The sequence below is a fragment of the Phycisphaerales bacterium genome (genome assembly GCA_029268515.1).
Lineage (GTDB): Bacteria > Planctomycetota > Phycisphaerae > Phycisphaerales > SM1A02 > JAQWNP01.
Window position 1 is genome coordinate 201,438 of record JAQWNP010000016.1, and the last position, 22,046, is coordinate 223,483.

The window sequence follows — 22,046 nt, forward strand, 5'->3', positions numbered from 1 at the left end:
AGAGGCGATCAGATGGCCTTAAAGACCAATAATCCCGCATTTGAGAGCCATTGAGGCCGTTCAAATCCCGCCTGACTGGCCACTAATTCCAGTGCACCCATGGTCCATAAGCGAAAGCAGGGTTCGCCGGGCAGAACGCCAGGTTCTTCCTCGTTGACTGCCTCCCCAGTGCGGATGGCAAAAACAAGATCTCCGTGAGCCCAAGCCAGCTGAAGGTGGCCATCCTCGCTGACTCCATCCTGCCATCGTCCCTCGGTCAGTTCACTGAGTAGGTCCTGAGGAATATCATCAATAATGATGGCCCCACCAGGCTTCAATTGGGCTCGCCATTGCCCCAATAAGTTAGCCGCTTCTAATGGATCCACCAAAAGCATAAAAGTGTTACCTAAACAAATGATGGCATCGGCGCGACCAGTCTCATTTGGCAGCGGTTGATGAAAATCAGCACAGATGACCTTGGCCTTGATTCCCTTAGATTGAAGCAACGAGCAACAAGAATCCACGCTCTGCTGGTCATGGTCGACACCAAGAACTTCATGTCCTTCTGATGCGAGAGGCACAAGCACCCGCCCCGTTCCACAGCCCTGGTCAATCACTTGCTTTGGCGCTTCACCAAGCCAATCCAACAAACCGTAGATTTGCGCATCAGATCGATCTTGGTCATAAACCTCGTCACCGCTCAGAAACCACTGCTCATGCGATTCACTCACTTGGCTTGCTCCAGTAACGAACGCAACTCTTCAAACTTGGCCTTCGAGTCTTCTTTTTCTGCTAAAGATAACTGCCCACTCCCAAAGCGAATATCGTAATAACGCAGCGTCAATATTCTTATCAACCCGCCTACCTGTTCTCTATCAACAGCAATTTCTTGAGCAAAAAACAGCGGGGATTTCCAAGCGGGTTTCCGAATTCCATTCTTTGCCAGTAACCCAAGCATATCTACATAAAAATGCGCCTCTCGCCTTAGTTCGCGCCGACGTTGGTAACCATAATTGGCGAGATGCATTGCTTGATCGGCTCGGGAAAAGCGCACCCGAACTTGAATGAAAACGCAAAGTAAAAGCAACACACTTACAGTAACAATACCGAGCCACACATAACCACCCACGCCATAATGAAATGAACGATTAAAGTACTGCCCCCATTTTGCAATCTGTTCCCATGCCCCAGTGATAAAACCCCAAACATCCAAACCAAGATTCCGTGAAATCTGCTCTCGAGCGTTTGAATCAAATTCTAAGACCGAAGTATTCCATGTATTTTCAAGATCCTCATATAACCATCTCAGACTGTTCGCGATAGAAAGATCGCGAATGTAAAATTCGCTCAATGCGCCTGGAGGAGTGGCGTCCATTGGTGTCCATGCCCGTAAACCGGTTCGCACTTCGGTCCAAGCATGCGCATTTTGCGCCAAGACGACGTATTCATTGGCATCATCGTCATAAAGCACACTCAAAAATCCAGTGACCAACCGAGCCTCAACACCAACTGACTGACAAAGTACTGCCAGGGCTGTTGCAAAGTACTGACAATGGCCCTGTTTTGCGTCAAGAAGAAACCAGCTAATCGGATCGCCCAGACGACTAATTTCATTCAATGAGAATTGACTACCAATATCTAGCAAATAGCGGTAACGGCCCGAACTCAATTCGCGTAAGAAGACGTTGGCAGCTTGCCTTGACCAATTCCAGCGTTCATCGAGTGACGACGGCGACTGACGTGGAATACCTGCAGCATCCATCAGTGAATAAGCCATTGCCTGCACACGAGGATCAGGCGTGGAAAGCTCAACCATAGGGAGCGGATCTACGTCGTCAGTAAGTTCTGTCAACAATAAATCGGAAGGCTGCAGCTTCGACAAGACCTCGTACTCAACAACCCGCTGCCTTGGTGGAGACAGTGCAATTGTCTGAACTTCAGGCTTATAGTTGACTTCAATTTCATCATCTGCACGGAGCGCGAACGGCGCATAGAGAGAAGGCAAGGCCTGCATGCGCAAGCTCAGTAGAAATTTCTGGCGCACATATTCTTCTGGCGCTACGATGGGTGCGAAATATTGAAATTTACTGGAATCTACAGCTATTAAATCAGACTGATCCGCTTGTCTAGAAAACCACAATCCATCCTCGTAAACTTCGAATACAGATGCTCTCAATCGAAGCGGCAATGACATTCGAATCGGTTGATCATGTTCATCACGAAGCTGCAAGCGAAACACACGAGATGCCGAAGGCGTCACACTCAGGTTTCCAAAGAGATCAATATTGTCATTAAACGACGTAACACGACGAGTCGAGGTCATGACACCACTGAGCATTCCGCTTTGAATAACCCTCGGATAAAAGAGGAACACAAAACAACTAATAATGAAGCCCAGCACCCCAAGCATGAGAGTCAAGACGAAGAATTGTCTTAGGAGACCGCGAGAATAGACTGGCCTCAGTGGCGGCATGATGACACCAGCAGGAACTGGGCGTTCCCGATCATGAGTCGCAATATCACGTGCATCAAAGAGCTGATAAAGCATTAACCCCAGAGTCGAAAGTACCGCATAACTGATTAAGAGAACTGCAAACAACGGCCCCGCCACTAACAAACAACCAACAATCATCAAGACAAAGCTCAAAAGAAGTATCAGGCCATAATTCTGGCTGGTCTTCTCTTCGTAGAGTTTGATGAGCAGCAGGAACAGAAGAAAACGTCCCAAAATGGGGCGTAAGTCAGCGCTGCCCTGCAGTGATTCTATTAATGCGTAGGCAACAACCGGTATCAGTAGTGCTCGAGCAACCCAAACTGGAAGTGTATGCCCCCCCTTCCACTCAGTGATATACCAGCTCACCACTGCGATGGTTCCGGCAATGATCAGGAGCAATGGGTTTTCCTGAGCGACACCCTGAGCCACGACACTGATCAGCGCCAGAACAAACACAATAAAAGGAAGTTGGCGGAGTAGCGTCATGCTGCCTCCTCGCTGCTATCTGACTGATTTGAGCCATGATCTATCAGCAAAGATAATTGCGATGCGGTGTAGTACCAAGCATCCTGACGACCAGACAAGGGACGAATAAGGTCGCATTGAACAACAATCAATGCGGCTCGCTCAAAATCTCCTGGTACTGCACTTACTTCTCGGCGAGGCTCATCCAGATCGAGCATCGCCAATGCAGCCGTAAGTCGAAGACGATGCCAGGCCCCATGCCCCAGACCAAAGTCGACACCTGGTAATCCCAAGATATGCAACCCTGTATCAATCTGATTTCTTTGAGCCATCTTCAACAAGGACGCGGCCAGCGTGATTGCCTCTTCCTCACGTTTTCTAGCCAACTTTAGGTCGTGCCCTTCAACTTCGAGTTCATTGGTTGGCGTTCGTAGATCGAGTACCACATTCAACCGAGGTCGAGTTTGCAATGACTTTTCAATCCCAACAAGATTTTCACGACGAGCAGAAACCTTCCATGCGATCATTCGCAGTGGTTGGAAGACACCGACCTCACGCAGCCCGTAGTAGTCATCTCCAGAACCTGACTGCTGACTGAAACCGGTCCCCAGTAGACCCATTGGAGCCAGCGACTTAAGAACACGATCTTGAAGAGGCTTGACCTCAGGATGAATGAGGCATTGCTGAGACTGCACGTGGCTGCGACGCATGCGAAAAATACCGAATGGAAAGCTCGTTGTAATCTCAATCTTTTCAAAGAGCACAGGACCGCGTTTATGAGGCCAATAGACTGCTTCGCCCTGGCAAACACCCCGAGCTTTTGCATTGAGAATCCATGCCGAAGTTCCATCCAAGCGTTTTTGCCAACCGTTTTTATCCTGCACCGAACGTTCACTGATCCAGATATTGAAAGCAGGTAACCAACGACTTCGGTTACGAACTTCATATCGAACAACAAGTGGTTCGCCGACCTCCCCATGCGCCATCTCTAGTCGACGCACACTGATCAAAACAAGTGACAACCAGGCAAACAGAAATGAAAGAATGATCTCGGCAACAAGAACACCAAACAGCCAAACCAATAAGTTATTAGAAAATGCGCTACCACCTACTCCGACGAGAAGTGTTGCCAAGACCAGCACAACACTCCAACCGGTAAAGACATTCCGCGGTATGCGCATTGTTCTTTCCTGATCACCTGTAGACCATCATGTACCGTCAGCATCAACTTCGACGGCTTGATCATCGGGCGTCTCGACTTCGGTTTCCTTGTCGGTTTCATCCTCAGTCTGAATGACTGTTTGACCGTAAGCACGCCCCGCTCCCTCAAGGCCCTCGATCTCTGGAAGATCTTCTAAATCGGCCAGGCCAAAGACAATCAAGAACTCCTTGGTCGTTCCGTAAAGCAATGGACGTCCAAGCTCCTCTGCTCTGCCCGCAACTCGTATCAATCGCCGCTCCAGCAAGCCACGCAAAACCTCACCACAGGAAACACCACGAATCGCCTCAACCTCTGCTCGCATGACCGGTTGCCGATAAGCAATAATTGAGAGTGTCTCAAGCGCTGCTTGGCTCAACCGCTGTCGCTGCCTTTCGGCTCGCAGTCGAGCGAGAAGTGGCCCGAACAATGGCTCCGTCATCAAGCGATAACCGCCAGCCACCCGTTGCGCTCTAAAGGCGCGCCCAGTGGATGCGTACTCTTCATTCAAGATCGCAATCGCGTCTTTGATACGACCGATGACACCACGGCCAGGCAGCCCCAAAATAGCGCCCAGGCGCGCTTCACCAAGTGGTTTGTCAGTCACCGCAAGGACCGCTTCTATCCGACGAGACAAAGGTTCCTCCTGAAGAGGCTCCTCAACTTGCGAGGACGAAGCCGTTGGGTTGTTTCCATCCGCTGGCGTAGTTGTTGCACTTGCATCGTGAGACATCTTGGAAATCCATATTCCCGAACCTGAGCAAGGCCACTGATCGCAAGATCAAGGCACGTTGCAGTTATTGTCTTAGTGTATGTTGCGGCCGGGCAGATGTCTTGGCATAAGGCCCTTAAACCGTTCCACCACGTTCTTCGAATCCCCGAGCGAGGCTCACCTTCGCAATGGCCAGCCGCTGCTGCTGTTCGATATCTGACCGTTCCTCGCCAGAAGTAGCTGTTAATTCTCGGGCTTTCGCAAGCTCAGCCTCAGCTTCCTCAATCACAAGCTGCTCAGCACCAGTGGCGCCCTCAGTCAGCAGCGTGAGATTGTTGTCTCGCATCTGAGCGAAGCCTCCTTCAAGCAGATACCAACGACGGCCTCCGCCTGCAAAATCCAACCGGAGCGGTCCAATATCCAGCCGGGCCAGTAATGGCGACTGATTGTGCATAACACCAACCTGGCCATCCCAAGCAGGGACTGAGGCATAGAGAACTTCACCCTCATACACAGCAGCATCAGGTGTAACGATCGAGCAATTGAATGGCTTAAGTGATTTGTTATCCACCGGTCTGTTTCTCAGCCTGGCATTCGTCCGAATGCAGATTATTACGTTCGAGCAGTGCCGATGATGAACTACGTATTCCGGCCACCTGCGTCTCAAATCCGAGCGGTCAGTGTAGCGGCGTGATCCCAGGCTTCAACCAGCCGAGGCTTGCTCACGTACTTCACGCCAGCGCCGTAAACGATGCGCAAAGTCAATCGAGCGATATCCAGGCTCATCGGTGACTTCCCTCAGAACCACCGATCCCAGCCGGCTCGGGACTTCGATCCGAGCAACATCCTGCTCTTCGCTATGTAAGCGGGCCATAAACAGGCCCAATTCAGTAATGCTCTCAACGTACCAAAAATGAGTTTCGAGCCTGAGGAGGTAGCGGGTCTTGCGAAATGTCAGTCCTTTTGCAGCCTCCCAAAGCCGAGAAAACATCATTTCATGGATAGGCGAGATCTCGTTGAGGGTAATCTGATCTGTCCCACGGTGCCGCTTGAGGTCACACTCACAATCACCATTACGACGAAGTAATCTACGAATTCGGCCGCCAGCAGCCCATTCCATCTCACCGGTAGACATTGTGAACGGAAGATAGCCCTGATCGATCCAGAGAATCTCTGTGGCCTTGTCCATCTCAGGCAACCCTCGTAACACAAATGAACGACTGCTCCCCACATTTTTCGAGTCGAACCAAGTTGCTCCAATCATGTCCATCACTCCCATTGAGACCAAAACCAATGCCGTTAACGCGGCTGGCAGTCACCCCCCGTGTAAACACTCTTGGACCCGTTAAATTGAAATAAACTGAGAAACAAAAAGATATGTTGGCCGAAAACACGGCCCCATACTGTTAACTATGTCTCTATTGACGACTTACACCGATCAAAGCCAAAGAAAACAAAATATCGCCGGTGTTTTTATTGAAGGCCAGAGAGCGCCTCACGTGCCAGTCGCCTGAGTCGCGATGGCATTTTTCTGTCATCAGCCAATGCCGTCAGACTGCGTGTAATCGCGGCATCAGATTGCGTCGATATTTGCTCTTTATGGTGCACAAGGGCAGAAGCAATCGTCGCCGCATAAAGCCTTGCACCCAGGCGGCGATCCGCTGTTGTCTCACCAACAACTCGCATCGTCTTGAATACACCCTTGGCCTGCTGGATATTGCTCAGAGGTGCTTTCGGATCATCCAACAGCGCCTCGACAGAATCGTGACCACTATCAATGTCACTTGCAAGCCAGTTGGCCGATGCCATCGCCGAGTCAGATGAATCTTGAAGCGCCCAGCGAAGTACTTGTGAATAGCTTGACTGATCTGTGTCATTCATGACGAACGTCCTTCTAGTGCCAGTAATAAGCCATCCAATTCAAGTGGTGCTGCCATCGGCTCTTCGACTGTGGCTGAAATTTCATCTTGCAAACATCGAGCAAAACGTCTTTTGGCCGTCACCATCATATTTGCGGCTTGGGATACATCTGGCAGCCCAAATCTATTTATCAAAGTTTCATAACCCAAAGGGAGATCCCCAGTCATCGCAGGTCGCACCACACGAGCCTCAAATATTTCCCAATGACTACTCAGACCATCGTCACGACAAGATTGCTGACACTTATCGAGTACGTGACGAATCAGAGAGCCAGCCCACTCAATTTGGAAGGCCTGTTCAGGGGATGTAGCAGCACGACTCGGCGCGGTATTTTGCTCTACCAAGTCGAATGAGAGAAGAACCGCTCGACCACCTCGACGGACTCTTGTCTCATAGCGATGGCGTTCCACAATGTAATTCTTCAGTGCCGTGAGCAGCAAGGACCGGAATCTCCCCCGGTCGCGACTCGCTGCATGAAACAACTGACGCCCCAAGACTACATCACAAATAAAACCTTGCGTGAGGTCAGATGCCTGATCATGCGATCGTCCTGTTTTACGAATGTAGGAATACACTGCTGGCCAGTAGCGAGAAATCAACTCTTCGTAGATTTTGTGAGTAGAGTCCTCTTGGTCAACACCCAATAAATCTAACCGCGACCAGCTGGTTCGTGGCCAATTCCCTTGGCTATTCTCGTTCTCATTGAGTGGCTGCTCGGACATCAACAACCTCCCCTCAGTATGCGAAGACACCCTACTCGTTGATGATATCTCTTGTTCATCATCAGAATAAATCATGAAGTGTCCAATAGCTGCTTTCATGATCCATCACCCAGCATAGTCAAAAGATCTTCGAGCTCTAGTTTTGCCATCATTGGATCACTCACCGTCTCGCCAATCGCCTCCCAAAGCAACCTTGCAAAGTGCCGTTTTACGATCACCATCATGTTAGCGGCCTGTCCTGGGCCATTGAGATCATATTTTTTGACCAGTTTTGTGTAACTCGGAATAGGCTCACCTTCGAAGGATGGATCAACAATACGAGCCTTAAAAATAAGCCAGTGAAGATCAAGACCTTCGCTTTGACAAAGCGTTTTTGTGCGATGCAAGACATCATCAATCTGTGACATCGCCCAAGCTTGAGTAAACGCCGCTTCGGGCGTCTTTGCAGTCTGACTCTTCTGTATAGCTGCTTCAGATTCGCTGAGACTTAGAGGCGATGCGCCACTCCATCGCTTTGCTCGGCGGCTGTACCGAAAACGCTCACGCACATAATTTTGAGCTGCTGTCAGCAATAGTGAGCGGAATCGACCTCGCTTTGGTGAGGCACTGCTTAGAAGATTACGGCCAAAAACCACGTCACAGAAAAAGCCCTGAGACAAATCACTCGCATCATTACATGACTGACCTGATTTTCGGAAGTAGGCATAGACCGCCGGCCAGTAGCGGCGAACGAACCTTGCCTTGGCGTCATCCGCTGCCTCCCCTTCGCCACTGACCGCCATATCGATCATGGTCCAGTTGGTTTGGGTAAGCCCACTGTTTGGCTCGGGATCTGGTGTTTTCATAATTGTCTTATGCATAAAAGTGATCGCTCTGTCTATTAGAGCAATACGCCATATCGAGGCCCTTGACGACATCAACATCACCGAGAATCTCGAAATGTCTAAAACACCCCTCAAGAGAGGCCCTCGCTGGTCCACATGAGATCAAGATCAAGAACACCAGAATCATGGCTTAGGCATTGACCAATGGAGATCTGACCCCTAGCATCCCCATATATCCATTTATCCTGATAAACGGATGAATGTAAATCTGTGGAGCAAATCTGTCCTGGAAATTTCAATGATCAGGACGAGTAATTGAAGACCCCCCGAACTGGAGAATCTTGTGAGCACTGCACCTCAAGCACCTACGGATACGACCAATATCAACTTTCTTGACACAGAACTTCCACTGATGTCCGACGCGCCCTTCAAGGTGGCAGACCTGAGCCAGGAAGTGGTGGACTTTGGGCGTAAAGAAATCAAGCTTGCTGAACATGAGATGCCAGGCCTGATGGCCCTGAGAGAACAGTACGCTGACAGTGCGCCACTCAAAGGTGCTCGCATTACTGGCTCGCTTCACATGACCATTCAAACGGCGGTGCTGATCGAGACACTCACAGCATTGGGCGCAGATGTTCGTTGGGCAAGCTGCAACATCTTTTCAACGCAAGACCATGCCGCTGCAGCCGTGGCTGTGGGCCCAAATGGAACACCCGAGAATCCGAGCGGCATACCAGTGTTTGCATGGAAAGGCGAGACACTGCCAGAGTACTGGTGGTGCTGTCTCCGAGCATTGGATTGGGGTAATAACAAAGGCCCAACAATGCTGCTAGATGATGGTGGTGACGCAACATTACTGGTCCACCAGGGTCTAGAGCTACATAAAACGAAAAAAATTGCAGATCCCTCTACAGCAGAGAGCGAAGAGTTTTCTACTGTGCTCCACTTACTACGGGATATGAATCAATTATCGCCTGATTTCTGGATGCATAACGCTTCGGAAATTATTGGCGTTTCTGAAGAGACCACGACAGGCGTCCACAGGCTTTACCAGATGGCCAATGACAAAACGCTGCTCTTCCCAGCAATAAACGTCAACGACTCTGTCACGAAGAGTAAATTCGACAACCTCTACGGCTGCCGACACTCCTGCGTAGATGGAATTATGCGAGCGACGGATATCATGCTTTCCGGTAAGGTCGCTGTGGTCTGCGGATATGGCGACGTTGGGAAGGGCTGTGCACAGTCACTTCGCAGCCAAGGCTGCCGTGTCAAGATCACTGAAATAGATCCTATCTGCGCATTGCAGGCTGCAATGGAAGGCTATGAAGTCGTCAAACTTGATGACGTCGTTGGGGACACCGATCTCTTTGTAACGGCCACTGGAAATAAAGACGTGATTCGCGCCGATCACATGGTCCGCATGAAACACAATGCAATTGTTGGCAACATTGGTCACTTCGACAATGAAATCGACATTGCTGGCCTAAGCACAGAGGTTGGCGGCAAGAAGACCAATATCAAGCCACAAGTAGATGAATGGAAATTCCCTGATGGCCATTCCATCATCGTGCTCGCCGAAGGGCGTCTCTTAAATCTTGGCTGCGCGACAGGCCATCCAAGCTTTGTGATGAGCAATTCATTCACGAATCAGGTATTGGCTCAGTTAGAACTACACGCCAACCACACGAACTACGAAAACCAAGTCTTTACACTGCCCAAGAAACTCGATGAACGAGTGGCGCGTCTGCATTTGGAAAAACTCGGTGTTAACCTGACTGAGCTCACACCTGAGCAGGCCTCATACATCGGCGTCGAGGTGCAAGGCCCCTATAAACCTGAGTACTACCGCTACTAAGCATCTTGCAGCACAAACAGATACGCATCTTGCCGATCGTGCCCTACAATGGCGGCCATGCTTATTGAGAGATTTGAGGTACCTGGCCTCGCACACTATTCGTATGCCATCGGTTGCACCAAAGCAGGTGCAATCATGGTTGTTGACCCTGAACGTAATATTAAAGGCTACCTCAAGTTTGCTGCTGAACAGAAAGTTCAGATCACACACATACTTGAAACGCATATTCATGCTGACTTTGCATCTGGCGCAAAAGCACTCAGTGAAGCCACAGGCGCTGAACTGCTTCTGTCTGCCTATGACCAAGACGAGCAATTCGAAGTCAGCTTTGAGCACACTCCAATTGAAGATGGATTTGAGCTCACGATTGGTCCCGTCCGTTTGGTAGCGATGCACACACCGGGGCACACACCCGAACACATGAGCTATTTGCTCTACGATCGGGACCGCTCAGATCAGGTGCCAATGATTATTCTCTCGGGAGACTTCCTCTTCGTTGGCTCGCTAGGCCGACCAGATCTCTTGGGACAAGAAGCCACCAAAGGCCTGGCCAAGGCACTCTATCGTTCTGTCCAACGAGCCAGAACGGAGCTGCCTGATGGACTCGAAATTAATCCAGGACATGGAGCGGGCTCCTCATGTGGTGCTGGCCTTGGCGGCCGCCCCGTCTCGACACTTGGCTTTGAGAGAATCGCCAACCCGTATCTCGATCCAAATCTGACAGAAGAACTCTTTGTCGAAAAACTCCTTGCAGCGCTGCCACCAGCGCCACCCTATTACCCCCGGATGAAGGCCCTCAATGCTGCTGGGCCCGCGATTCTCAAGGAACTCCCAGGAACAGCGCTGCTCAGTGTTGATCAAGTGAGCTCCCTTGCAGACCAGGGTGCCACCATTCTGGATATTCGTGACCAGCATGCATTTGCGCAGGGACATATCCCAGGGGCACTTTCAGTTGGGCAAGGGGGCGGGTTTGTGACGTGGGCCCCATGGGTCGTTCCCTACGACAAACCCATTGTCTTGGTCACAGATGGGCGTTTGGATACCACTTCGCTACGAGAGAATCTTGTGCGCGTCGGCTTAGATGACGTGCGAGGCTCCCTCGACGGAGGAATGAGCGCCTGGCAAGCAGCTGATCGCCCTGTTGATTGCAATCAGATCATTGATGCTCAGGCACTTTATGACCAGATTGAATCAGCCAAAGCACCACAAGTGCTCGATGTCCGTACTGATGCGGAATATGAGCAGGGCCACATTCAAGACGCCCAGAGCATCTCACTACAGACTCTTGCTCAACGCCTCGATGAAATGCCATCAACTGACACGCCATTAGTCGTTACCTGTGGCGGCGGTTACAGAAGCGCCATCGCCATAAGCCTGTTGATGCAATGCGGTCACAGTCAAATCTGCGACCTGGCTGGGGGCATGAATGCCTGGAGGATTGCAGATCTTCCTGTGCAAGCCGGGCCTCCAAAAATGCCGACGGGCATGCCCGCGGGCTAGCTGCCATTGCCGAGCATGCTCAAGGTCTCTACTCTTGCTTGTCCATGAGCGACTCAATCGGACACTACTGTGGTATTACCCTTGTCAGGCAACGCCATGGTTTTGATTACTACCGGCAAGAATTAGGCGATGCGGCCTGGTGTACCCGCCGCCTTTGCTTGCTCATGCAAAAGCAATACAACCGCGGCCAGGATGGCGCCGGACTCACAACCGTTAAGTTTGACATGCCTCCTGGTGCTGCTTTTTTGAATCGCACCCGTTCAGACAAAAACAACGCCATTGAGCACGTCATTGATGAAGTCACATCTGATCTCAATGTGCTTGATGCTGATCATATGACCACCGCCAGTGACGAAGATTGCAAGCTGGCCTGCTCGTTTCTGGGCGAGGCATCCATCGGTCATCTCCGTTATGGCACGCACTCGTCAAATGCACTGGCAAATTGCCACCCACTGATACGCCGAAACATTACGGCCAGTCGCAATCTCGCTATTGCCGGCAATTTCAATATGACCAATTCCGGCGCCTTGTTCGATCAGCTCGTTGAACTTGGGTTAAGCCCTGTTGGAGATTCAGACACTCAAGTCGTCCTTGAACGCATGGGCTACTTCCTTGATCAAGAGCATCGACATCTCAATGCAACGATGGGTCCAGGCTCACTATTAAACCTTGAAGGACGTGAATTGGCCGCGGCTGTCGCCCAGGAACTTGATCCCACCCGTATCGTTCGCAAAGTGGCTGATGGATGGGACGGTGGCTACGCATTTGCCGTACTCCTTGGCAATGGCGATGCATTTGCCTTCCGAGATCCCGCAGGTATTCGTCCTTGTTATTGGCTGATGAATGATCGTGTGGTGGCTGTCGCTTCTGAGCGAGGTGCGTTGCTGAATGTGTTTAACGCATCTGTAGACGAGGTACAGGCCGTTCAACCTGGTCATGTCTTGGTCATCAAACGCAACGGCGAAGTTCGTGAAGAGAGATTTGCTGACCCACTACCAATTCGTCAGTGCACCTTTGAACGGATCTACTTCAGTCGCGTCAATGATCCAGATATCTACCATCAGCGAAAGCAACTTGGTCGTGCATTAGCGCCTCGGGTACTTGATGCCGTTAAAGGCGATATTGAGAACACTGTCTTTAGCTACATCCCCAATACTGCTGAGACGGCCCACAGTGGCTTGATCGAGCAGATCGAAAGACTCTCTCAGCACGATCGAGCTGACCAAATTATTGAAGCAGTTGAAGATGGTTCCTTCTCGCGAGAGAGTTTGCTAAAGAGTCTCGATATTGTTGTACGCAACGAACGGATCGCCTACAAGGATCAGAGGCTACGCACATTTATTACCCATGATCGGGGACGCCGGCGTCTGGTCATGCATATCTACGATATTCTCAGAGGGGTTGTCAGCAAAGATGACACACTTGTCGTACTCGATGACTCCATCGTGCGCGGAACGACTCTTCGCGAGTCCATTATCAAAAATCTGAGCCGGCTGGAGCCAAAGCGAATCATCATTGTGTCATCGGCGCCACCAATCATGTACCCCGATTGTTACGGGATTGACATGAGTGAGCTCGGTCGTTTTATTGCCTTTGAGGCAGCGATCACACTGATTCGCGAAAACAGCATGGAAGATCTTCTGAAGGATGTCGAGAAAGCTTGTGCCACACAGGCAAGGCGGTCTGCGAGCCGAATGAAGAATCATGTTAAGCGTTTGTACGACGAGTTCTCATTGGAGCAACTCAGCGAGACAATTAGTAAACTTGTTCGGCCAAAAGACATTAGCTGGGGTGGAAAACTAGAAGTTGTTTACCAGCGGGTAGAGGATTTGAGATCAGCGATGCCTGAGTTCACTGGCGACTGGTACTTCACTGGAGACTACCCCACTCCAGGGGGCCTAGAAGTCGTTAATACCTCATTCCTCAACTGGTACCACCAGATTGATGGTCGGGCCTATTGAGCACCCCAAGCTGATTCTATTGATGTCTCTTGTCACTCAAGACGCAGGCAAAGGCCCTTCAGAACACGAAACAGCCCCTCAATGCCCCTTCTCAACCGGCGAGCCCTTGACGACTGCACCGAAGTATGGTCCACTCCGCGACTTCGGAATTCTAATTTGTTGCTCGATTGAACCACTGGCAATGCGCTGGTGAAGGGCATCAATCTTTTAGGAGGCTCTTACCTCCTTGGTGGATGGACTCAATGGCAAGGTATCTCGGCCCCAAAGTCAAACTCTCGCGTCGCGTTGGTGTTCCCATCGCAGATATCCCTAAGCACACGACAAAGCGTCAGCTTACCGGCAATGGTATGCATGGCTTTCGTGGTCGTCGGCCAAAGGACTACGGCATCCGTTTGATTGAGAAACAGAAGCTTCGCTTCCACTATCACTTGCTTGAGAAACAATTCCGTCGATATGTCGACAAGGCTGGCAGACAAAAGGGCAACACTGGCCAGAACCTCCTGCAACTTCTTGAGGCTCGCCTCGATAACATCGTTCGCAGGTCAGGTTTTGCTCGGACCATCTGGTCAGCTCGTCAAGTCGTGACCCATGGCCATGTCCTCGTGAATGGTCACAAGGTTGATCGTCCCGGTTATGAGCTAAAGCCTGGCGACATTGTCTCTATTCGTGAAAAATCGGGCAAAATGGTTCGAGACAACATGGAATCTTTGGCAGGGCATATTGTGCCTGATTGGCTGGCAGTCAATCCCAAGGAGCTATCGACAGTGGTGCAGTCCACCCCGATTGCTGACCAACTTCCATTTGATATTAATACCAACCTGATCGTCGAATTCTATCGATAAACGCACCCTGTCCCGGCATCACTACTTTGCCGCAGCGTGATCTGTTGAATGCCGAGGTTCTTGAGCCAGCCCGGGCGGTCTCTCTCATCGCATATTTTGAGCTCATCGGACTCCTTCCTGCACTGCGGACTGCGAAGAGCGGGGATAACCGCCAAATGAGCGGTTTCCTGTACCCAAAACGCGTTACCATGCCGAGTCTGAAAAGCAACCGCACAATCAGGCCGCACCATTCGTATAAAATGACCGACAACCCGACCACTAGAACCACCGCTGCCCTTCGGGCAGCCATATAAGTCACTGACCAACTATGTTCAAACTGCTCCGTAAATACGACAAGTGGATTCTCGCTGTTGGTGGCACACTGCTACTGATTGCGTTCCTTATGCCTCAAGCAATTCAAGGGCTCTCTCGATGGGCTGGATCACAAACCGGCAGTATCGCGACTGTTGGGACAAATCAGGATGCGGTAAGCCAAAGTGAGTTCGAAATGATTCGTCGCCAACTTGAGTGGCTCCAAGCCACAGGCAACACGAATGGTTTCCCCGCGGAAGTTCAGACACCAGAACACTGGTATCTACTCGTTCGCGAAGCGGATCAGGCAGGGATGATTGGTGATCTTCCAACGCTGCAGATGACTGAACGGGATGAAGCAGAGCGACGCCGTATTGGGCTCTCAAAACAGGAAGTCTATGCAGCCTTGGCAAATCTGGCTGGCACGCGGCGAGTCATGGCTCTTTATGCATCTGGCAATGCCATCTCTAGCAACCGACTGATGTCCCGTGGTCGTGAGTTGTTTACAACCATTGACGCAGACATCGCAGTCATTGAAGCGAACGCTGAACTTTCAACGCATGAGCCAACGGACGAGGAACTGGAAACACAACTGGCCGCTTATGCAGATGATAAACCTGGCGATGGCGAACGCGGCTTCGGCTACAAGCTTCCTAACCGCGTAAAAGTAGAGTGGCTCTCTATCCCTGAGCAGGACATCCGTGAAAAACTCGCTGCGTCACCTACTAAGTTCAATGAGGTCGAGCTCTATAAGCACTGGCGACGCAATAGCGACAACCCATCATTTGGACCGGTCGACGCTGATATTGAGATTCCTGAAGCTGTTCGCAACGACCTATTAGACTCTCTGACCACTGAGCAGATGAATTTGATTTCACGCTATGCAAGTTCTGAGCTTGCGGCACCAACCCGCCGCGTGCCCCGAAAAGGTGATTTCTTTGAGCTTCCAGAGGATTGGTCAGACCAGCGACTTTCGCTTCAAGAATTAGCTGAGGCGATCAAAGGCCAATTTGGTGTTTCACTACCCACCTACAGTGCCGCCGATGAACAGTGGACCCCAGTTGCAAAGACCGGGCAATTCGACGGCCTTGGCGACACAACCAATGATCAGTTTGGTCAAGGTGCAACTTCCATCCAGCGCTTATTGCAGGAAACAAAGGAATTCAACGGGTCAGGTAAATATCAGATTCAAACTGGCATGTACGGACCGCCCATGAGAGCGGAAAACGGCGACCTCTACTTATTCCGAATTACAGACTCAGACCCCGCGCGGGCGCCCGCTTCAATCGATGAGGTCCGCGATGATGTGACCAATGACATCAGACGTGTCGACAGTTACAAGCATTTGACGGAAAGATCAGACGCCCTGACGAACCTTGCTATTGATCAAGGCCTACTGAATTTCACGGTGACTGAAGATGCAGAAGTTGCACCTAAAGAAATGATCACCCTGTACAACCCGATCGTGCTCAATTATCAACTCCAACAAGGCGGTCTCCTTAGACCAATTGCACGACCACTACCGAAGATTGGTGCGCACACTGAAGCTGTCTCATCAATAGTGAATCGAGCGATTTTGTTGAGTGACAGTGGCCCTCTAAAAGACCAACCTCTGACTGATCGCACCTTTGTCCTACCAGTTGATGACAAGATGGCATTGCTCGTCGTACAGCTCAATGATATTCAACCGCTCGATACTCAAATGTATGGCAATCTCACTCATAGCGGAGCATTGCAAAACATGATGGCAATCGATGAGTTGGACCCAGATGAAATGAGCGGCGTCTTTAGTTATGAGGGCATGGCGAATCGCCACAACTTTGAGTTACTGGGTAATACCGATGAAGAAACAGATGATTCGGAAACGACCAGCGACGCAACAGACAACAGCTAAATAGAACCGTATTTTCATTCGTCCAAGGGAGCAGCACTTAGCTCACACGAGTGCCGCCTGGCACTGGCGCATCTGGCTGTATTGCAATAACGCGTTGTCCATCACCCTCACCGTCGACGGCTGCCAAAACCATACCCTGCGAGATCTCCCCTCTAATCGTGCGGGGCTCTAAGTTGGCCACAAAGACCACCTGTCGGCCTTCGAGCGACTCTGGTGGCTCGTAATGGCCCCGCAGTCCAGCACAGATTTGTCGGCCCTCAGCGGTGCCGTCATCGATCTGTAACCGAATGAGCCTATCAGCATTGGGGTGAGCCACCGCCTCACGAACAATCCCAACCCGCAGTTCTACTCGAACAAATTCATCAAATGCAATCGTTGCCTGCTCGGCCATGGCCATCCTCACTTTCAAGAGTGCATGGTAACAAGCCTGGCTCAATAAGAATGAGACTGAACTGACTCAATGGGATCGAGTTGCCTTTCATGGGGCTATGATTGCTTCTATGACGATCATGACAACCCTGACTCAGTTTGCATTACTCATTCCGCTTAGCCTTGCCTCCTCACTCGGTCCAACTGGTGACTGGAGCCGTGATCCCGCATGGTTTCAGGGCAAGGCAGAGTGGGCCCTCTATGACGCTCAGCGAACCATCTATGGTCAACCACGAGCATACGAGGCGACCCTCTTTACAAATACACAACTGATGGACCCAAAGACCTCGACCAAATGCAACCAGAATGTGCCTGGGGCTATCGAAGTCTTCAAACTCAATCTCAGTGAGCAGATACCCACTGAGAACTATGTCTATCGATTTCTGACAACAAGCTTCGTACACCGCACTGACTTGAGCCTTTACAAACTCACCACTTCAACACAAGAAGACTGCGGCAGCACATTCGGCCAGTTTCTTGACGAGGGCAACGGCGTTACCTTTCAGCAATACAACTATTTCCCCGGCCCCGGCCAGGCCAATGGCAACCTTGGCAAATCAACAGAGCTCACATTCTTTAATGCACTTCCGCTGACGCTCAGAAACTTCCCCTTCCCCACTAACCAAACAACACCGACCACCATAAAAGTCGATCTCATCGCCGACCAAACAACGACAAAACGACCAAACAACAAACCTCGCAAGGCCACAATTACTTATGAGGGACGAGAAGAACTGACGGTACCGATTGGGACCATCTGGACACACCATCTTTCATTAACGATGGAGGGTGATGATGCCCGACAGGCAACTCATTTCTGGATGGCAGACGAAGCGCGACATGTCATGGTGAAATACACGAATCCAAATGGCACCAGCTATCGGCTTAAGCGTCTTGCATGGTGGGCATATTGGAGCCAGCCACAACCACCAAAAAGCGATGACCTACTTGGCCGTCGTTGACTCGTCTGTATCGTCCAAGAGCTGAGCCTCAATCGCCTCAGCATCCCGAGTTGAGAGAAACGATCCATCCTCACGCTGTGATACGGTCTCATCACGCTTCCAAGATCGCTCACATCGAGGTTCCTCTCGCAGGTCAATCACCTCAACCACAGGCCCGGATGTGACTAGCTCCACACGCGAAACACCACACAAATCAGCAAGATCTGGACGAAAGCGAAGTAAAACGCCGCCTTCATCAAGCAGTCGCAATCCCGCATCAAGAGCATTGTCGATGCCATTGGCCTTTGCAGCCTCGAGCGCCTTCAGCGCCTCATCACGTCGTTGCATCACCAAATCCCACTCTTCCAAACAATCAAAACTCAATCGATAGATCGTCTTATCCAGGACAGTGCGATCAGCATCATCTGTCACCATCGCTCGATAGGCTTCATCTGCAGTATGGGGCAGAATTGGCGATAGTAAACGGCAAAGAACTTCAAGAATTTCCCACATCGTGGCCTGCGTTGCGCGGCGTCGCGGGCTACTTGGCTGATCACAGTAGAGACGATCCTTCACTGCTGCGCAGTAAATCGAGGAGAGTGTCTCATTGCAGAAGTCATACAGTTGCTGATGAACCCGACGGAATTCAAGATCACGGTATGCATCTAAGACGTCCGCCTCAAGGCGATCGGTGCGATCGAGCACCCATCCATCAATACTTGCTGGGTCAATCGACTTAGTATCAATCACATTTTCTGATGAGGGATCGTAGTCAAAAAGATTGCTTAGTAAAAAACGAATCGTATTCCGAATCTTCCGATATCCATCCGAAGCCAAGTCAAAGAACGAAATATCAACTTTAATATCGTTGTCATAAGCAAGAGAACTCACCCACCAGCGGCAAACCTCGGCACCATACTTCTCAATCAGCAGATTGAAATCCAATGCATTACCACCGGACTTACTCATCTTACGACCGTCTTTATCAACCATAAAGCCATGTGTCAGGACTGTCTTGAATGGTGGTCGCCCAGTTGAAGCAATTGCCGGGAGCATCGACAACTGAAACCATCCGCGATGCTGATCAGAACCTTCCAGATAAAGATCTATTGGGTAACCGCGGTTCTGTGATTCCATCACAGCATGCCATGATGATCCTGATTCAAACCAGACATCAAAGATGTCGTACATCTTTTCTAAACTGTGAATGTCGAGGTCATCCGGCGCATCCGTATCATTCATTTGGTCATAGGTGGCCAGAAGCTGCTCTGGAGGATCCGTGAACCAGGCATTACTGCCCCGCTCACCAAAGGCATCAGAAATAGCCATGATCGAAGCTGGTGTCATAAAGACAGATCCATTGGGTCGGCGGAAGACTGGAATTGGTAGTCCCCAAGCACGCTGACGTGAAATACACCAGTCGGGGCGTGAATCAAGCATGCCTCGCATGCGATTGCGCCCCCATTCCGGAACAAACTTCACACTTGATTCAATATCTCGAAGCGCACTCTGGCGGAGTGACTCACCGGGCGACTTCATAATCGTATCAACACCAACAAACCACTGTTCTGTACATCTGAAGATGACCGGTGTTTTCGAACGCCAATCATGCGGATAACTATGCGTAAATCGATGGTCATAAAACAAGAATTTCTGGCCGCGTAAATGTTCTGTGACTAAATCATTGCCTTCCCAAACACTCTTGCCTACAAGCCAATCGGGCACGGAGTCGTCATAACTCCCATCGTCAAGTACAGGACAATAAACCTCGATACCCTCGTGTAGACAAGTCTGATGATCTTCAACGCCATGCCCAGGTGCGGTATGAACCAAACCAGTGCCGTCTTCGAGCGTGACGTATTCAGCGTGGACGATTGGACTGACCCGCTGGCAGAAGGGATGACGGTAGCTCAGTCCTAACAGGGCACTCCCTGGCGCCACCGCTAAGACCTCTGCTTTAACACCCTTTGCCTTTTCAATTCTCGGAATCATCTCTTCGGCCACGACTGCGATCACCTCACCGAAACGAGCGAGCGCATATTGATATTTTTTATGCACCGCAATGGCCATATTTGCTGGCAGCGTCCAAGGCGTGGTTGTCCAGATCATAAACGCCGGGATCTCAGCAATCTCAACACCGAAGGCGCCCACGATTGCATCATGATCAACTGCGGGAAAGAGTACATAGACAGAAAGATCTTCCCGATCTTCATACTCAAGTTCAGCCTCGGCGAGCGCCGTTTGGTTCGCAATTGACCAGTGCACCGGCTTAAGTGCTCGATAGACAATGCCCTGACTAAAGAGATCAGCGAAGACATGCAGTACTTCACGCTCGTAATTCGGATCCATCGTCAAGTACGGATTATCGTAATCTGCAAACGTCATCAGTCGCTGCAGTTGCGACCGCTGCAGCTTGATGAACTTCTCAGCAGATTGCTGACACTGCCGGCGAATAGCCATCCGTCGCGTGTCTTCATCGAGTGCGTTTATTTTTTCGACTTTGCCTGACTCAACCATATCCCCAAGAACTTTGTGCTCAATGGGCAGCCCGTGACAATCCCAGCCAGGAACAAAGGGGCAAGCATACTCCAACAAAATCCGACTACGAACCGTGATGTCCTTGAGACATTTATTCAGTAAATGCCCAACATGTAACGATCCATTGGCGTAGGGCGGCCCATCATGAAAGGCAAAGAGACCTTTCGGGGCATCATCTGAACTCTCTTGAATTCGATCGTATAGCTTCCACTGCTCCCAGCGTTTGATACTGGCAGGCTCGTTCTGAGCCAGGTTCGCCCGCATCGGAAACGGCGTCTTAGGCAAGTTCAGCGTCTTCTTGAAATTAGTTCCAGTTGCATCGCTCATAGGGCATTTAGGTGTCCTTCGTTACGCCTCTCAAAAGGACAGGGACGCTCCTTCATCCTCATAATCCAGCCGACCACATCCTGAAGCCAGCCAACGGAAACCCGTCAATTGATACCGCTGAATACGACGGCGAAACAAAAGAGGCCGGGGTGAGCATACCCACCATGCTGGACTGGTCAAGACGCGCCCCAATGGCTTTTTGCAGACTGGACAAGATTAGGCTCAAAGTCCACCTGAGCATGCTTATGGCCGTGCTCATGGCTTTTGCCATCTATTGATTCTCCCAGAACTTCTAATCGAGTAATTCCCCACGCCAACCCAAGACCAAGAAAAAGAGCCATTGAGAGTTTGTATCGATCGTGAGAGTGAAATTGTAGCTCTGGGAGCAAATCACTGAGTGCAATACATAAGAATGCCCCAGCAGAAATACTCAGACCCACCGTACTGGCCATAAGCCGACTTTCTTCATCACCAAGTAGGCCGAGCCAGAAGAAAAACGCGCCAACCGGTACCGCGAAACTAAAGAATAAATTGACAAGATGTTGTCGTGCTCGCTGAGCTTTCTCCACTGCCATTATGGTTCCCAGTGTGAAACTATCAAAAGGTTTGTGCAGCACAATCACGAGAAAGGTACCAAAGCCAGCAAGCCCCTGAACTTTCCCATCAGGCAAAAGTCCTGCAGAAACACTAGCCGCAAGAGCGAGGCCTGCAATCATACTGTGCACCGTCAGTCCAATCATGGCACCAAACCAACCCACATCGTGACTATGTCCAGGTTCAGAGCAGCGATCATCTTTATTTTTATTATCTGATATGAGCTCAACATCACCATGGTGGTGATAACAAAAGAAACGTTCCAGGAAGAACATCAGTAAAAAACCTGCAATGACCCAGAGCATCACCGGAACTAGAGCATCATGCACTGCTCCACCCTCATCCGCGACCAATTCTAGACGAGCGTCTATCGCATCTGGCATCAGATGAAGAAGGGCCACACCCAACATTGCCCCGCCAACAAAACTTGAAGCCAATGCCAGACGTGTGTGAGTCATCTTCATATAGATAGGAAGAAACCCTCCCAGTAGGGAGGCAAGAATGATGAGGACACAGTAAATAACAAGTAACCAGATTGGTGAAATCACGACCAGAGA

General features: G+C 50.5%; 18 protein-coding genes. 6 read left to right on the forward strand and 12 right to left on the reverse strand.

All coding sequences use genetic code 11. From position 1 onward, the window contains the following. Positions 1-8: 8 nt before the first annotated feature. The 9 genes from P8J86_11050 to P8J86_11090 all read right to left on the reverse strand — a co-directional run bounded on the left by P8J86_11050 (position 9) and on the right by P8J86_11090 (position 8,350). A complete protein-coding gene (locus P8J86_11050) occupies positions 9-710 on the reverse strand; it encodes a class I SAM-dependent methyltransferase (protein ID MDG2055231.1) in 702 nt (233 codons plus the stop codon). Beyond that, on the reverse strand, positions 707-2,959 hold the full coding sequence (locus P8J86_11055; GenBank protein ID MDG2055232.1) for a DUF3488 and transglutaminase-like domain-containing protein: 2,253 nt from the start codon (positions 2,957-2,959) through the stop codon (positions 707-709). The genes P8J86_11050 and P8J86_11055 overlap by 4 nt, the downstream gene beginning before the upstream one ends. Then, complete coding sequence (locus P8J86_11060; GenBank protein ID MDG2055233.1) at positions 2,956-4,119, reverse strand: DUF58 domain-containing protein; 1,164 nt, start codon at positions 4,117-4,119, stop codon at positions 2,956-2,958. The genes P8J86_11055 and P8J86_11060 overlap by 4 nt, the downstream gene beginning before the upstream one ends. 27 nt (positions 4,120-4,146) lie before the next feature. Next, a complete protein-coding gene (scpB, locus tag P8J86_11065; protein MDG2055234.1) occupies positions 4,147-4,869 on the reverse strand; it encodes an SMC-Scp complex subunit ScpB in 723 nt (240 codons plus the stop codon). 115 nt (positions 4,870-4,984) lie between these two features. Then, on the reverse strand, positions 4,985-5,419 hold the full coding sequence (gene atpC / locus P8J86_11070; protein MDG2055235.1) for an ATP synthase F1 subunit epsilon: 435 nt from the start codon (positions 5,417-5,419) through the stop codon (positions 4,985-4,987). Positions 5,420-5,551: 132 nt separating this feature from the next. Continuing rightward, positions 5,552-6,112 carry a hypothetical protein gene (locus P8J86_11075; protein MDG2055236.1) on the reverse strand — a complete coding sequence of 187 codons (561 nt, stop codon included), beginning with the start codon at positions 6,110-6,112 and terminating at the stop codon, positions 5,552-5,554. A 209-nt stretch (positions 6,113-6,321) separates the two neighbouring features. Next, the gene (locus tag P8J86_11080; GenBank protein MDG2055237.1) at positions 6,322-6,729 is read right to left on the reverse strand and encodes a hypothetical protein; all 408 of its coding nucleotides are present in this window, start codon (positions 6,727-6,729) and stop codon (positions 6,322-6,324) included. Continuing rightward, complete coding sequence (locus P8J86_11085; GenBank protein ID MDG2055238.1) at positions 6,726-7,490, reverse strand: hypothetical protein; 765 nt, start codon at positions 7,488-7,490, stop codon at positions 6,726-6,728. The genes P8J86_11080 and P8J86_11085 overlap by 4 nt, the downstream gene beginning before the upstream one ends. Positions 7,491-7,585: 95 nt before the next feature. Further along, positions 7,586-8,350: a hypothetical protein gene (locus tag P8J86_11090; protein ID MDG2055239.1), complete on the reverse strand. Its 765-nt coding sequence runs from the start codon at positions 8,348-8,350 to the stop codon at positions 7,586-7,588. Between the two features lie 307 nt (positions 8,351-8,657). On the opposite strand from P8J86_11090, the gene ahcY reads away from it, so the two are divergent. The 5 genes from ahcY (at position 8,658) to P8J86_11115 (ending at position 16,660) form a co-directional block, all read left to right on the forward strand. Continuing rightward, positions 8,658-10,172 carry an adenosylhomocysteinase gene (gene ahcY, locus P8J86_11095; GenBank protein ID MDG2055240.1) on the forward strand — a complete coding sequence of 505 codons (1,515 nt, stop codon included), beginning with the start codon at positions 8,658-8,660 and terminating at the stop codon, positions 10,170-10,172. A 48-nt stretch (positions 10,173-10,220) separates the two neighbouring features. Continuing rightward, complete coding sequence (locus P8J86_11100) at positions 10,221-11,672, forward strand: rhodanese-like domain-containing protein (GenBank protein ID MDG2055241.1); 1,452 nt, start codon at positions 10,221-10,223, stop codon at positions 11,670-11,672. Positions 11,673-11,716: 44 nt separating this feature from the next. After that, entirely contained in the window at positions 11,717-13,633 is a 1,917-nt protein-coding gene (locus P8J86_11105) for a hypothetical protein (protein MDG2055242.1), read from the forward strand. Between the two features lie 242 nt (positions 13,634-13,875). After that, positions 13,876-14,475, forward strand: a complete 600-nt coding sequence (gene rpsD, locus P8J86_11110) for a 30S ribosomal protein S4 (protein ID MDG2055243.1) — start codon at positions 13,876-13,878, stop codon at positions 14,473-14,475. A 307-nt stretch (positions 14,476-14,782) separates the two neighbouring features. Continuing rightward, entirely contained in the window at positions 14,783-16,660 is a 1,878-nt protein-coding gene (locus P8J86_11115; protein MDG2055244.1) for a hypothetical protein, read from the forward strand. A gap of 37 nt (positions 16,661-16,697) precedes the next feature. Here P8J86_11115 and P8J86_11120 read toward each other — a convergent pair whose 3' ends face one another. Beyond that, positions 16,698-17,051 (reverse strand): hypothetical protein, encoded by a 354-nt coding sequence (locus P8J86_11120; protein ID MDG2055245.1) that lies wholly within the window; start codon positions 17,049-17,051, stop codon positions 16,698-16,700. Positions 17,052-17,160: 109 nt separating this feature from the next. Here P8J86_11120 and P8J86_11125 point away from each other — a divergent pair, with 109 nt between their 5' ends. Beyond that, on the forward strand, positions 17,161-18,051 hold the full coding sequence (locus P8J86_11125) for a DUF3108 domain-containing protein (protein ID MDG2055246.1): 891 nt from the start codon (positions 17,161-17,163) through the stop codon (positions 18,049-18,051). Here P8J86_11125 and ileS read toward each other — a convergent pair. Together ileS and P8J86_11135 are read right to left on the reverse strand one after the other, a co-directional pair. Continuing rightward, positions 18,034-20,895 carry an isoleucine--tRNA ligase gene (ileS, locus tag P8J86_11130; protein ID MDG2055247.1) on the reverse strand — a complete coding sequence of 954 codons (2,862 nt, stop codon included), beginning with the start codon at positions 20,893-20,895 and terminating at the stop codon, positions 18,034-18,036. The genes P8J86_11125 and ileS overlap by 18 nt on opposite strands. A 176-nt stretch (positions 20,896-21,071) precedes the next feature. After that, positions 21,072-22,037 (reverse strand): ZIP family metal transporter, encoded by a 966-nt coding sequence (locus P8J86_11135; protein ID MDG2055248.1) that lies wholly within the window; start codon positions 22,035-22,037, stop codon positions 21,072-21,074. Between the last annotated feature and the right edge of the window lie 9 nt (positions 22,038-22,046).